The organism is Parasphingorhabdus sp. DH2-15, from assembly GCF_051668705.1.
In the GTDB taxonomy this organism is placed as follows: Bacteria; Pseudomonadota; Alphaproteobacteria; order Sphingomonadales; family Sphingomonadaceae; genus Alterisphingorhabdus.
On record NZ_CP196351.1, the window covers coordinates 2,331,670 to 2,344,964 of the forward strand.

General features: G+C 52.3%; 10 protein-coding genes. 7 read left to right on the forward strand and 3 right to left on the reverse strand.

What is annotated here, in order from left to right; all coding sequences use genetic code 11:
- Positions 1-14 precede the first annotated feature (14 nt).
- Genes edd through zwf form a run of 3 tightly spaced genes read right to left on the reverse strand, consistent with a single transcriptional unit; the run spans position 15 to position 3,914 of the window.
- Positions 15-1,856, reverse strand: coding sequence for a phosphogluconate dehydratase (gene edd / locus ACR9YC_RS10845; protein ID WP_438727502.1), 1,842 nt, complete (start codon positions 1,854-1,856; stop codon positions 15-17).
- Positions 1,853-2,470 (reverse strand): 6-phosphogluconolactonase, encoded by a 618-nt coding sequence (locus tag ACR9YC_RS10850; protein ID WP_438727505.1) that lies wholly within the window; start codon positions 2,468-2,470, stop codon positions 1,853-1,855. Before ACR9YC_RS10850 ends, edd begins: the two co-directional genes overlap by 4 nt.
- Entirely contained in the window at positions 2,463-3,914 is a 1,452-nt protein-coding gene (gene zwf, locus ACR9YC_RS10855; RefSeq protein WP_438727508.1) for a glucose-6-phosphate dehydrogenase, read from the reverse strand. Before zwf ends, ACR9YC_RS10850 begins: the two co-directional genes overlap by 8 nt.
- A 248-nt stretch (positions 3,915-4,162) precedes the next feature.
- On the opposite strand from zwf, the gene ACR9YC_RS10860 reads away from it, so the two are divergent.
- The 7 genes from ACR9YC_RS10860 to ACR9YC_RS10890 all read left to right on the forward strand — a co-directional run bounded on the left by ACR9YC_RS10860 (position 4,163) and on the right by ACR9YC_RS10890 (position 13,278).
- Positions 4,163-5,077: a hydrogen peroxide-inducible genes activator gene (locus tag ACR9YC_RS10860; protein ID WP_438727511.1), complete on the forward strand. Its 915-nt coding sequence runs from the start codon at positions 4,163-4,165 to the stop codon at positions 5,075-5,077.
- Between the two features lie 204 nt (positions 5,078-5,281).
- Complete coding sequence (locus ACR9YC_RS10865) at positions 5,282-7,042, forward strand: ABC transporter ATP-binding protein (protein WP_438727514.1); 1,761 nt, start codon at positions 5,282-5,284, stop codon at positions 7,040-7,042.
- Positions 7,039-8,148, forward strand: a complete 1,110-nt coding sequence (locus tag ACR9YC_RS10870; RefSeq protein WP_438727517.1) for an HlyD family secretion protein — start codon at positions 7,039-7,041, stop codon at positions 8,146-8,148. The genes ACR9YC_RS10865 and ACR9YC_RS10870 overlap by 4 nt, the downstream gene beginning before the upstream one ends.
- 3 nt (positions 8,149-8,151) lie before the next feature.
- Positions 8,152-9,741, forward strand: coding sequence for a TolC family protein (locus ACR9YC_RS10875; protein ID WP_438727520.1), 1,590 nt, complete (start codon positions 8,152-8,154; stop codon positions 9,739-9,741).
- Between the two features lie 116 nt (positions 9,742-9,857).
- The gene (gene acs / locus ACR9YC_RS10880) at positions 9,858-11,804 is read left to right on the forward strand and encodes an acetate--CoA ligase (RefSeq protein WP_438727522.1); all 1,947 of its coding nucleotides are present in this window, start codon (positions 9,858-9,860) and stop codon (positions 11,802-11,804) included.
- Positions 11,801-12,376 (forward strand): hypothetical protein, encoded by a 576-nt coding sequence (locus tag ACR9YC_RS10885; protein ID WP_438727524.1) that lies wholly within the window; start codon positions 11,801-11,803, stop codon positions 12,374-12,376. The genes acs and ACR9YC_RS10885 overlap by 4 nt, the downstream gene beginning before the upstream one ends.
- A complete protein-coding gene (locus ACR9YC_RS10890; RefSeq protein WP_438727526.1) occupies positions 12,373-13,278 on the forward strand; it encodes a hypothetical protein in 906 nt (301 codons plus the stop codon). Before ACR9YC_RS10885 ends, ACR9YC_RS10890 begins: the two co-directional genes overlap by 4 nt.
- Positions 13,279-13,295 lie beyond the last annotated feature (17 nt).

Consider the following 13,295-nt stretch of genomic DNA (forward strand, 5'->3'; position numbering starts at 1 on the left):
GTCTCTTCCTGCAATTATAGTCCGGCGCTAGCCAGCATGGCAGAACCGCCACGCTCTGCTTCATCGCTATGAATACGCATCATGGCAAACAGTTCACGCCCTACGCCGGCCGCTTGCTGCGGAGCCGCTACATTGTCGCGCGCATCCCATTCAGCACTGTCCACCAATGCTTCCAGCGTACCATCATGTGCGCAAACACGCACCATATCGCCATCGCGCAATTTGGCGAGCGGGCCACCATGATAGGCCTCTGGTGAGACATGAATAGCGGCAGGAACCTTACCACTGGCGCCTGACATGCGGCCGTCTGTAACAAAGGCGATCTTATGCCCGCGATCCTGCAACACGCCCAGCGACGGGGTGAGTTTGTGCAATTCGGGCATGCCATTGGCCGCTGGTCCCTGAAAGCGCACGACAATAACCGCGTCACCATCCAGCTCACCCGCCTTAAACGCCGTGACCACATCTTCTTGAGCAGAGAATATCCGCGCAGGCGCTTCTATGGTCCAGCGTTCCTGCGCCACGGCGCTGACTTTAATTGTCGCGCGGCCCAGATTGCCCTTTAGCAAACGCATACCGCCCTCTGCCTGAAACGGCGCAGCGGCTGGACGCAGCATCGTCTCATCAGCGCTTTTGCCAGAAATGGGTGCATAATGGACTTGGCCCTTCTCATCCAGTTCCGGTTCGCGTGCGCCGTCGGAAAGGCTTTTGCCATAGACGGTGCGAATATCATCATGCGCCAGCCCGGCACCCAGCAATTCGCGGATCACAAAGGGCATACCGCCAGCGGCTGCAAAATAGTTCACATCGCCCGAACCATTAGGGTAGATGCTGGCAATCAAAGGCACCGCTTTGGATAGTGCGTCCATATCATCCCAATCAATAATAATCCCCGCCGCCCGCGCAATAGCCGGAACATGGATAACATGATTGGTAGAGCCGCCCGTCGCCAAAAGGCCGACAACTGCATTCACTATCGCCTTTTCATCAATACATTCACCGAGCGGGCGATAATCTTCCTGCGCCTGATCATCGCCGTCCATCCAGCCAATTTCGGTGACGCGGTGCACTGCGGAGCGTGTCAGCTCCTGCCGCAATTTTTGCCCCGGATTAACGAAGCTGGAGCCAGGCATATGCAGGCCCATCATTTCCATCATCATCTGGTTGGAATTGGCCGTGCCAAAAAAGGTGCATGTGCCCGCACCGTGATAAGATGCGCTTTCTGCCTCCAGCAATTCCTCGCGGCCCACTTTGCCCTCTGCATAAAGCTGGCGAACGCGGATCTTTTCTTTATTTGCCAATCCTGATGGCATGGGCCCGGCGGGGATTAAAATAGTTGGCAAATGCCCGAAGCGCAATGCGCCGATTAACAGGCCGGGCACAATCTTGTCACAAATGCCCAGCAACACCGCGCCTTCAAACATGCCGTGGCTCAGGCCGATAGTTGTTGCCATGGCAATGACATCACGGCTGAACAAAGACAATTCCATGCCCGGCTGGCCCTGTGTCACGCCATCACACATGGCGGGAACACCGCCTGCGACCTGCGCAGTCGCGCCCTTTTCGCGCGCGAAAATTTTTATCTGTTCGGGGTAGCGGCCGTAGGGCTGATGCGCAGACAGCATATCATTATAGGCGGTAACAATGCCGATATTCATCGCCTTACCACCGCGAATATTGGGCTTGTCATCACCGCTGGCCGCAAAGCCATGCGCCAAATTGCCGCAGGACAGATTGGGGCGATGCACGCCTTCATCGCGCGCGCGGGCGATCATCTCCAGATAGGCAGCGCGGCCCGGTTTAGACCGCTCTATAATCCGCTGCGTAACCTCTTCTATAACCGGATGCAGGCTCATTCTTCACTCCAGAAAATTGTCATCGGGCACGCCAAAGCGCGCAACAAACGGGCAATGGGCAGATCATTTTCGCCCGCCAATGCAGCGTCTAGCACGGCGCGTTTTTCCGCGCCTTTAATGACCAGCATCATCGCCTTGCTGTTCACCAATGCAGGCATTGTCCAGCTTAGCCGGTCAAAAGGTGCCTCTGGCGGCAGAGGATCAGGGGTCAGACGGATCACTTTGGACGGCGCATTCATGCCCGGGTTGGTGTTGGGGAACAAAGATGCGACATGACCATCAGCGCCCATGCCCAGCCACACCAGATCAAAATCAGGGGCAGCCATGCCCTCTTCTAAGGGAATGATGGACGCGCCGCTATTGCCCAGAGAAGTCATTAACCGGCCCACATTGCTGGCTATATGGTCATGGGGTACAACACGGTCATCATTGGGCAGCAGCGTAACGCCGCTCCAATCCAGATCTCGCCGTCCCAAAGTATCGAATATCGGGAAAGGCGTACTACCACCCGGCACACAGATGGTTTTGCTTTCCCCGCCTTCAATCACAGCACCAACATGATCGGCAATGGCGTCGATATCAGCGCGCGGCGCGAACTGGACGCGATCATTCATTCCAGCTTACCCCGTCGCGTTCAGTCAAAGCTATGCCTGCACTTGGTCCCCAACTGCCGGAACCATAGCTTTTGGGAGCTTCGTTCGATGCAGCCCATTTCGCGCGAATATCATCGATCCAGCGCCACTGTGCCTCCACCTCATCACGGCGGACAAACAAAGTGGGGTCACCATCAATAAGGTCGAGTAACAAACGTTCATAAGCGATACGCCGCCGTGCCTTGGCAAAGGCCTGAGTGAGTGACAGGTCGAGCGGAACTTCACGCAGCACAACGCCTTCACGGTCCATCCCGGGCTGTTTCGCCATGACCTGCAAGCGCACATATTCTTCTGGCTGCAAGCGGATCACCAGCCGGTTGGCATTGAGCCGACCGTCACGCTCTGCAAAAATATTGTGCGGCACATTTTTGAACTGGATGACAATTTCACTGCGCCGTTCAGCCAGCCTTTTGCCCGTGCGCAGATAAAAAGGCACACCGTTCCATCGCCAATTATCAATATGCGCCTTGATCGCAACATAGGTTTCCGTGTCACTCACCTCACCCAGATCGGCGGCATAGCTGTCCACACTGTTGCTATCGATCGCGCCGCTGCCATATTGGCCGCGCACCATTTCAGAGCCGCGCACTGGCCGCAATGAACGCAGTACTTTCACCTTCTCGTCACGCACAGAGGCCGCGTCCAGATTGGCTGGTGGCTCCATCGCTGTCAGCGCGACAAGCTGCAAAATATGGTTCTGAACCATATCGCGCAGTGCCCCGGTATCATTATAAAAGCCGTGACGCCCCTCCAGTCCGACAGTCTCAGACACTGTGATCTGCACATGATCAATAGCCTGCGCATTCCATAAGGGCTCAAACATCATATTGGCAAAGCGCAGAGCCATCAGATTCTGAACGGTTTCCTTGCCTAGATAATGGTCAATGCGGAAAATCTGGCTTTCACTAAACACGCTAGCCACTGCATCATTGATCGCAGCGGAACTTTCCAGATCATTGCCCAATGGCTTTTCCAGACCAATGCGCACATGGCTTCCGGTCAGGCCGGCACTGTCCAGACCTTTGATCGTCGGTTCGAACAAAAAAGGTGCTGTAGACAGGAAGATGGCAAGGCCGCCGGAAACATCGCCCAATTTGTCGGCAAGAGCCTGAAACCCTTCTATGCTGGACGCATCAAGCGGCTGATAGGCTATACGCTCCAAGAAGCTCTCCAGGGCTTCATCATTTTTGCGATCTTCTGGCAAGAATTCGGCCAAAGCAGCACGTGCCATTTCGGTGTAAGCGGCATCATCCATATCGCTTCGTGCTGTTCCGATAATGCGCAAATTCTCACTGATCAGACCATCTTCATGCAAAGCATAAAGCGAAGGCAGCAATTTGCGCCGCGCCAGATCGCCAGTTGCACCAAACAGCAGCAATGCCGAACAGCCCATGGTGTCTTTCATGTCTCAATTACCTTGTTTGATAAAATTGTGAACGATCACAAAAAGATTCTCTAACCATATATGTCATGACAGTCGAGAGAGGACCAACAAATTTTCATGATTATTTGGACATAAAAGCATTTAATTTCCTGTTGCGAAGGAAACAGAACCAACGGCCCTAAAAGATATTTCCCACCACAAGCTCTTGCGATTGATATTTTCTATTATATCTCTGCTGTGGGATTAAAATAATTATCGGACAAATATAGATGACATCTATTCGGCAAATGGAATATCTGGTGGCTGTGGCTGATGTGAAGCATTTTGGCCGTGCTGCGCAGCGTTGCAATGTTTCCCAACCCACATTGAGCCAGCAGCTAAAAACTTTAGAAGATAGGCTGAAAGTAAAATTGGTGGAGCGCCAGAGCAATGGCGTACAGATGACACCTGTTGGCCGCATCATAGCGGAGCGTAGCCGCGACATATTGGTGGCGGTTCAGGATATGCAGGCCCTTGCCAAAAGAGCATCTGAAGGCACTATTGGGACAGTACGCTTTGGGGTTAGTCCTACACTCGGCCCCTATTTGATGCCGGACATCATTGCCAAGCTGCACTCTGAAATGCCCGAATTAAAATTATATATTCGTGAAGGCATTCCCTCCGATCAAGCGGAGGAACTGAGCAGCGGTGTTATTGATGTCCTGCTAGGGCCATTGCCCATTGATGGCACCATGCTGCATGTTGAACCGTTATTTCAGGAGCCGCTGCACATCATTGCCCCGCCCGATCATGAGCTGGCCAGCAAAAATGATCTGACCAATGAAGATATGGCAAAGATAGGGTTTTTAACGCTTGATCCGCGCCATCATTTTTACCGGCAGGTTGAACGCATATGCGCCTCGCTCGATGCCCGTATCATGCGCGATTATGAAGGCACCAGCCTGGACAGTCTCCGCCAGATGGTGGGTTCAGGCATTGGCCTGGCCATTATGCCGGAATTTTATCTCCGTTCAGAAAGTACAGGCGAAAACATGGTCACACGGCTGACACCCAAATCCTGGTCGGCAAAACGCAGTATTGCCATGGCGTGGCGACGCGGATCAGCCAATGAGGATGATTATCGCCAACTGGCGGAGCGTATTCGCACCATAGGTCTGTCGCGGCTGCAAACACCATTCTTATAGACTATTTTGAATCTAAGAACCTTAGAGACTCAACTCACTCTATAAGGTTCGACCAACGATATTGATAAATTCGATAGAAGTTTTCTATTGCCTTACCAACTTGCTTTATATGAAACCTAACACCTTATGGGACGTTGAAGGGTGAGCTAGGTAATTAGAGACTGTCAAAGTGCCGCAAATATGCGGGCCACAAAGGGATAAGATATGGCAAGCGCTGGGAAACAGCAAATGGGCGCGCGTGAGGCCCTGCGCTGGATGATGGAATTATTGCGTCCTGAGCGACCTTTTTTCATCGTCGCTATTATTTATGGCATTGGCGTTAGTATATTGTCGCTGGCAACGCCCATTTCTGTGCAGATGCTCATCAATTCTGTTGCCAATACAGCATTGGTCACGCCCCTATTCACACTGGCAGGGGCTTTGCTCTTCCTGCTGCTTATCGCGGTCTTGCTCAGTGCGCTGCGGGTCCATGTGATGGAGATTTTCGCACGGCGCTTTTATGCCCGTATGGTTGCCGATATAACCTTAAAGGCCATATATGCGCGCAACCCATTCTTTCAAGATGCGCGTCAAGAAGATCTGTTTAACCGCTATTTTGATGTGGTCACAGTGCAAAAAGCTGTGCCGTCACTGCTCATCGGCCTGTTCACCATCATCTTACAGGCCGGTGTGGGCTTTGCGGTAACGAGTTTTTATCACCCCTTCTTTCTGGCCTTCAATATGATTGTTGTGCTGCTCAGTTTTTTAATTTTGGTCACACTGACCCGCGGAGCCATCCGTTCGGGCCTGGCACTAAGTCACAAAAAATATGAAGCGGCGCGCTGGCTGGAGAATGTTGGCACATCAAATGGCTTTTATAAATCACACCGCCATGTCGGCTATGCGATGGATAAATCAGAGGATGTGACCAAAGACTATATCGCCGCACGGCGCTTGCATTTCCGCTATAGCTATGCCCAGACAATAGCCTTTTTGCTGCTCTATGCCTTTGCAAGCGCGACATTGCTCGCTCTGGGTGGCTGGCTGGTTATTCAGGAATCGCTATCAATCGGCCAATTGGTTGCGGCGGAGCTTATTCTTTCGGCGGCCTTTTTTGGTCTTGGTCAAATTGGTGCCTATCTCGATACCACTTATGATCTGGTTGCCGCATCAGAAGAAATTGGTCTGATCGTTGCTGAGGTTGAACAGGAAGAAACCGGCCACGATGTGGATTCCGGCAACAGCCCAAGCCATGATGGCGCGCTGAGATTGCGGCGCGTTGATCTGGAACATGACGATATCAAAGCGCATTTTGATTTCACCATTCCTGCTGGCAGCAAACTTATTGCGCGCGGCGAGGATACACCCACCAAGCGGCTGTTCACTCATGCTCTGAAGCGGCATATTCTGCCAAGTTCTGGCATGATAACATTGGGCGGTGAAGACGTGTCGGTAAAAGACACCTTCTCTCTGCGTAGCGAAGTCATCGTGCTTGACCGTGCGAATATTGTCGAGACAACAATCCGCGAATATCTGGGTCTTGCCAGCCCTAACATGCCGTCTTCAAAGATGCTGGAGCTGATTGACCAAGTAGGTTTAGGCGAGCGGGTAACCTGTCTGCGCGACGGGCTGGACACTGTCCTATCAGCAAGTGGCTGGCCGCTGTCTTTTGCAGAGGTTATGCAGCTAAAACTGGCCAGTGCTTTGTGCAAAGAACCCAATTTGCTGGTGCTTAGCCCATTATTTGACATGCTGGACCCGGAAATGCTGACCCGCATTACTGACAATTTGGCCAGCAAGGGCAGCAGCATTATCTACTTCTCTTTCCGTAACGCACAATTTGGCGACAATGCATATTTGTGGCTGGGCAAAAACAAGCAAATCATCACCAATGACCATGGTGAGTTCATGCACTATGCACTCAACAGCGTTAATGATGGTCTGCCCGGCTCTTCCGAGCGGCCTGCATCAGGGAGTAATCAATGATGCATTATAGTGATAGTCATATTGATGATGAACATAAGGCGCATTTTAAGACGCTGCACACCATCCGCTTACCCAAAGCGCAATGGACCCTAATGGGCATGATTATCTTCGCAATGGTGGCATGCGGCATCTTTGTCTATGTCGTGCCTTGGGTGCAAACCGCTAGCGGCACTGGACAGGTCATCGCTCTCAACCCGCAGGACCGCGTGCAGAATGTCACGGCCTTTGTCTCTGGGCGTATTGAACAATGGTATGTGACCGATGGCCAACAGGTCAAAGAGGGCGACCCGATTGTTCTGTTGGCGGATAATGATCCCAATTTGCTGGAACGACTGGCGGCCGAAAAGGCACAAGTTCAAGCACAGATCAGCGCGGCACAAAGCGCCATGGCCATTGCTCAGCTTGATGTCAGCCGGAGCGAAACACTATTTCGTGAAGGTTTGGGTTCGCGGCGGGATTATGAACAGTCGCGCATCCGCGTCGCGGAAATGCAAGCCCGTTTATCCGAAGCCCGCGCTTCGCTTAACCAGATTGAGGTTAATCTGAGTCGCCAGTCTGTCCAAACGGTAAGAGCGCCACGCGACGGTGTTATCCAACGTATTTCAGGCGGTGCCAAGGCGACTTTAGTAAGTCAGGGCCAAGTGGTTGCCACCTTTGCGCCAACGGAAGCAAAACGTGTGGTTGAAGTTTATATTGACGGCCGCGATGTTGCTTTGATCGAGCCAGGCAATCCAGTGAAGCTACAATTTGAAGGCTGGCCTGCCATCCAGTTTTCCGGCTGGCCCAGCATTGCCAAAGGTCTGTTCGATGGCAAAGTTCAGTCGGTTGATCTGGCAAGTTCTGCCAACGGCCTGTTCCGCGTCATTGTTGAAGAAGATGCAAGCGTGGAAGGCTGGCCCAAAGAACCGTTTGTCAGGCTTGGTGCCAATGCGCGTGGTTGGGTGCTGCTGAAAGAAGTGCCGGTTTATTATGAATTATGGCGGCAGCTTAATGACTTCCCATTGCAGACCCCTGATCAGATTGAGGGTTCTTCGCGCAATAGCGGTGCGTCCGGAAATAGCTCTGGCTCAAGCTCAGGCAGCAGTACGTCATCGGGGTCGAATTAAGCCATGTTGCGTGTTCTTCCCCTCTTGGTCGTCATGCTGATGGTCTTCATGACTCCTGCTACGGCACAGCGTATTGAAAGATTGCCCACCCCTGCTGTCAATAACAGCGCCGTTCCGCCGCCAGTAACGGCTGCGCCACGCGCTTATGATACTGTATCGGTGGAAACGCAGGATATTGTGCCAATACCCAGCAATGCGCCAAGTGAAGCAATACAGAAAACGGAAATTCTTTCGCTTGATGACGTGCTGCGTTCATCCGCACGTTATGCACCCAAAATATTGGAAGCATTAAATAAAGCGCGTGCAGCTGGCAGTCGTGCGCTGAGTGCAGAAGGTGCGTTTGATCTGGTTTTTCAGGCCGAAACCTATTCCTATTTAAGCGGCTTTTATGACGGCCAATATCTGAACGTAGAAGCGATACAGCCGCTATCCAATAATGGCGGGCGGATTGAAGGCGGATACCGTGTCTCACGCGGAGACTTTCCGGTTTATAATGATATTTTCTTCACCAACCAGGTTGGCGAGTTAAAGGTCAAAGGCATTTATGCGATTTTGCGCGACAAGAATATTGATGATCGCCGCTTTGGTATAGCCAACACCCGCTTGGGTCAGGATATTGCCGGTCTGGAAGCCATTTTGGTCGCTATCGGTGTGCAGCAACGCGCTATTGAGGCCTATAACCAATGGGTCGGCAGTGGCCAGCAAGTGGTTATCTATCGCGAGTTGCTTGATCTGGCACAGGAACGTCAAGCCGGACTAAAGCGTCAGGTCCAATTAGGAGCGCAACCTGATATCATTCTGACAGAGAATGAGCAAAATATTTTGCGGCGTCAAAGCCTGTTGGTACGCGCTGAGACGGATCTGGCCCGCGCAAGCAATAGGCTGTCATTATTCTGGCGGGATGATAAAGGCCTGCCATTACAACCATCGCTGGCGCAGCTGCCAGAGCAACTGCCCGATATACGCAGTCAGAGCGCGATGGAAACGGCGGCCATTATGAACCGGCGGCCCGATCTGAAAATCATTGAGAATAATATTAATCAGGCGCGCCTAAAATTGCAGTTAGACGAAAATGAGCTGCTGCCCAAATTTGACGTTTTTGCTGAGTTTTCAAATGATTTCGGCGCATTGGGCGAAGGGGGCAGCTCACGTGACGGTTTTGAAACTATCGTTGGGTTAAATTTTTCCATCCCTTTACAGCGCCGTGTAGCCAAAGGCCGCATTTCAGAAAGCGAGGCCAAAATTGCAGGTCTGGCCCGCGCCCGGCAACAAGTAGAAGAAAGCGTCAACAATCTGGTCAATGATCTGGCGATTGCAGTGGATGCAGCAGAACGCCTTGCCGAAATCGCGCGGCAAGAGGAGATACGCGCCAAAAAGCTGGCCGCAGGTGAACGCCGCCTTTTCCAAGTTGGCGCCAGTGATTTTTTTCTGGTCAATATCCGTGAGGAAGCCGCAGCCAATGCCGCTGTGCGCCGCTTACAAGCCCAGTTTGAGGTGCAAAAACTGCACGCCGATCAATTGGCGGTTGCCGCTGATACTGATGCTTTAGGGCTGGAAGCCATGGGCACGGGCACAATAACAATCGGCGAATAATCGCCTCAACCTATGACAGAGCGCAGCTAAGACGTGATGACAGCAAACAGGCTGTTGCCTTTACGCATGACTTGCTGGCATGAAAGCGCAAAGCAAAATATTTTTGAGAGGCTTTCATGGCAGACACTGCGCATAACGAAGAACCGCTTATCCCCGCGCCGATAGCGAAAAACACCCATTGTTCGCCAGACGATTATGATAGGCTCTACCAGCAATCTATAGAGGATAATGACGGTTTCTGGCTGGAACAGGCCAAACGTATTGACTGGATCACCCCGCCGCAAAAGGCCGGTATATGGAGCTATGACCCTGTCAATATCACATGGTTTGCCGATGGCGTTTTGAACATCTGCCACAATGCGGTCGATCGCCATGTCGCGGCGGGGAAAGCGGATACACAGGCGCTTATCTGGGAAGCCGATGAGCCAGGCGTTATTCGCACGCTCACCTATGGCGAATTGCACAAAGAGGTGCAGATATTTGCCAATGTGCTGAAAAAACTGGGCGTCAATAAGGGCGACCGCGTGACCATCTATATGCCGATGATCCTTGAAGGGGCGATTGCCATGCTGGCCTGTGCGCGTATTGGCGCGGTGCATTCGGTAGTGTTTGGCGGCTTTTCACCAGAAGCATTGGCAGGACGCATCACCGATTGCGCCAGCAACTTTATCATTTGCGCTGATAGCGGCGTGCGCGGTGGCAAGCCAGTGCCGCTAAAAGCCAATGTCGATGCTGCGCTGGACCGTGTCGACCATGATTGCAGCGTGCTGATGGTGCGCCACACCGGCGAAGCAGTCGCCATGGTCGATGGCCGTGATCATATCTATCAGCAAGTGGCAGCGACGGTTGAGAGTGATTGCCCATGCGAACCTATGGCAGCAGAAGACCCGCTGTTCATTCTCTATACCTCTGGCTCAACCGGCAAGCCAAAGGGCGTGCTGCACACAAATGGCGGCTATGCTGTCTGGGCGGCAACAACTTTCCATTACACATTTGATTATCAGGATGGAGAGATATTCTGGTGCTCGGCCGATATTGGCTGGGTCACAGGCCATAGCTATATCGTTTATGGCCCGCTGCTCAACGGCGCGACTGAGCTTATGTTTGAGGGTATTCCCAACTATCCTGATTTCAGCCGTTTTTGGGATATGTGCGAACGGCACAAGGTCAATATCTTCTACACAGCGCCAACCGCGATCCGCGCCCTGATGCGGGAGGGTGATGCACCGGTTGAAAAGCATGACCTGTCCGCCATCCGCTTGTTGGGCACGGTGGGCGAGCCGATTAATCCAGAGGCATGGCGCTGGTACCACCGTGTTGTCGGCAAAGAAAATGTGCCCATCATTGATACATGGTGGCAAACAGAAACCGGCGGCGTGATGATAACCACCCTGCCCCATGCGCATGCCATGCGGCCGGGCAGTGCCGGCAAACCGTTTTTTGGCATCAAGCCGGAGTTGCTGGATAATGATGGCAATATCTTGCAAGGCGCGGCTGAGGGAAATCTGGCGATTGGTGGCAGTTGGCCGGGGCAAGCGCGCACCGTTTATGGTGACCATGCCCGTTTTGAACAAACCTATTTCAGCACCTATAAAGGCAAATATTTCACTGGCGATGGATGTAAGCGCGATGGTGATGGCTATTACCGCATCACGGGCCGTGTGGACGATGTTATCAATGTGTCCGGCCACCGCATGGGCACCGCCGAAGTTGAAAGCGCCTTAGTGCTCCATCCCAAAGTGGCAGAGGCCGCCGTTGTCGGTTATCCGCACGATATAAAAGGACAAGGCATTTACTGTTATGTCACGCTGAATGCCGGAACAGAGGCTGGCGACGCACTGACCGCCGAATTGCGCGCGCATGTGCGCAAAGAGATCGGCCCGATTGCGACGCCCGATCATCTCCATTTCACCCCCGGCCTGCCCAAAACCCGCTCCGGCAAAATTATGCGGCGCATATTGCGCAAAATTGCCGAGAATGATTATGGTGCATTGGGCGACACATCCACATTGGCTGACCCCAATGTTGTTGATGCCTTGGTGGAAGGGCGGTTGAACAGATGAGAATTTTAGACACATATAAAGCGCATAAATTAGCCATAGGCTTTTCCATTGCGGCGTCACTGTCATTATCGCCCGTATATGCGCAAGATTTACCAGATCCAGCAACAATAAGTGTACCCGACTTGTCATCCGCAAAAGATCCAAAAATTGCGAAGCAGGGCTGGAAATATTTTGTCTTTCACAAAGCCGGTGTAAGTTTCGAAGAGGCTTATGCAGATTTTGCTGAGTGCTACACATTCCTGCCCACCTTTTCAGGGGGCGGCGAACTGCCCAAATTTATTCCATGGGGCCAATCAGAAGACCCTGATACCCAGGAATTGGCCAGCAATGGCGGTAACTTTGGCGTAGTAGGTGTGGCGATTGGGGCGCTGATCGAAGGGCCATTGCGCCGCCGCGCCTATCAATCACGCATGCGCCGTTGCATGGAGCCACGCGGCTATGATCGCTATGGTCTGGATAAAGATATCTGGGAGCAAATTAGCGGCAGCTATTCGCTCGAATCCATCGCGATAAAGGCAAAAATTGCCAGCGGGCCCAAATTAGCGGACACACCATTGGAGATAAGCCGATGATACGTTATGCGTTGATCCTCATAGCTTTTATAACTTTGTCATCACCGCTTTTTGCGCAAGAGCGCCAAATGCGCCCTTTTAAGGAAGGGGAGGCAGTTTCGATCGAAAGCGATAAGGCCTATATCCTGTTTCGTACCGTCCGCCCCAAAGGTACTGCGTCTATAGAGCCAGTGCTATTGCGTGTTCCTGATAAAGAGGAAGTGGCGCGCTATCTGGAAGCGAAGACAGCAGCCTTTGCTAAAGAGAAACCAAAGCTTATTGAAAAGCGCGAAGCACTGCTGGCCAAAAAGGAAAAAGCCGAAAGCAGAGGCAAGACCTTTAAAAAGGAAATCCCACCAGAACCCAGCTTGGCTAATTTTGTGTTTAATTATGAAGGTATTGCCAATGTTGAGAATGTTGATGACAGCAAAGCCTTTGTAAAAGCCAAACCAGAAAGCACTTATCTCGTCGCAGTTAAGCCGGGTGATTATATCATCTACGCGGCCAGTTTTGGCAGTGGTATTTTAAAGCCGTTTTTGCACACATGCTTTTCGCTTGGCACAGTTGGCTTCACGGTAAAGCCGGGCGAAATTACCGACCTTGGATATTGGTATGGCGATGGCGCAAAGCTCAAATCGGACATTCCTGAATTGGCAGAAGAAACGGGCTTTGGACCAAGCAGCGACACTCCATTTGTGTTGGCAACAGGCACAGTGCGCCCAGCAAGAGCAGATAGCTCGCTGCCCTCCGCCCTGACCGATCAGCCCATAGTAAAGGGCGAATATCGCGCGGTTGGGAAATTTTTTAATGCGGCCTGTGGCGGTATAAACCGCATGCCGCCCGTACCGGGTATATTGGCCTATCAAGGGGGCAAGGTGGTGGACGGCAAAACAGGTGAAATTGTGGCCGATAACTATCCCTAAAACTATTAAACCCAGAC

Excerpts from the sequence above, each read along its gene's own strand:
- edd (WP_438727502.1), bottom strand. The coding sequence starts at position 1,856 with ATGAGCCTGCATCCGGTTATAGAAGAGGTTACGCAGCGGATTATAGAG.
- ACR9YC_RS10850 (WP_438727505.1), bottom strand. The coding sequence starts at position 2,470 with ATGAATGATCGCGTCCAGTTCGCGCCGCGCGCTGATATCGACGCCATT.
- zwf (WP_438727508.1), bottom strand. The coding sequence starts at position 3,914 with ATGAAAGACACCATGGGCTGTTCGGCATTGCTGCTGTTTGGTGCAACT.
- ACR9YC_RS10860 (WP_438727511.1), top strand. The coding sequence starts at position 4,163 with ATGACATCTATTCGGCAAATGGAATATCTGGTGGCTGTGGCTGATGTG.
- ACR9YC_RS10865 (WP_438727514.1), top strand. The coding sequence starts at position 5,282 with ATGGCAAGCGCTGGGAAACAGCAAATGGGCGCGCGTGAGGCCCTGCGC.
- ACR9YC_RS10870 (WP_438727517.1), top strand. The coding sequence starts at position 7,039 with ATGATGCATTATAGTGATAGTCATATTGATGATGAACATAAGGCGCAT.
- ACR9YC_RS10875 (WP_438727520.1), top strand. The coding sequence starts at position 8,152 with ATGTTGCGTGTTCTTCCCCTCTTGGTCGTCATGCTGATGGTCTTCATG.
- acs (WP_438727522.1), top strand. The coding sequence starts at position 9,858 with ATGGCAGACACTGCGCATAACGAAGAACCGCTTATCCCCGCGCCGATA.
- ACR9YC_RS10885 (WP_438727524.1), top strand. The coding sequence starts at position 11,801 with ATGAGAATTTTAGACACATATAAAGCGCATAAATTAGCCATAGGCTTT.
- ACR9YC_RS10890 (WP_438727526.1), top strand. The coding sequence starts at position 12,373 with ATGATACGTTATGCGTTGATCCTCATAGCTTTTATAACTTTGTCATCA.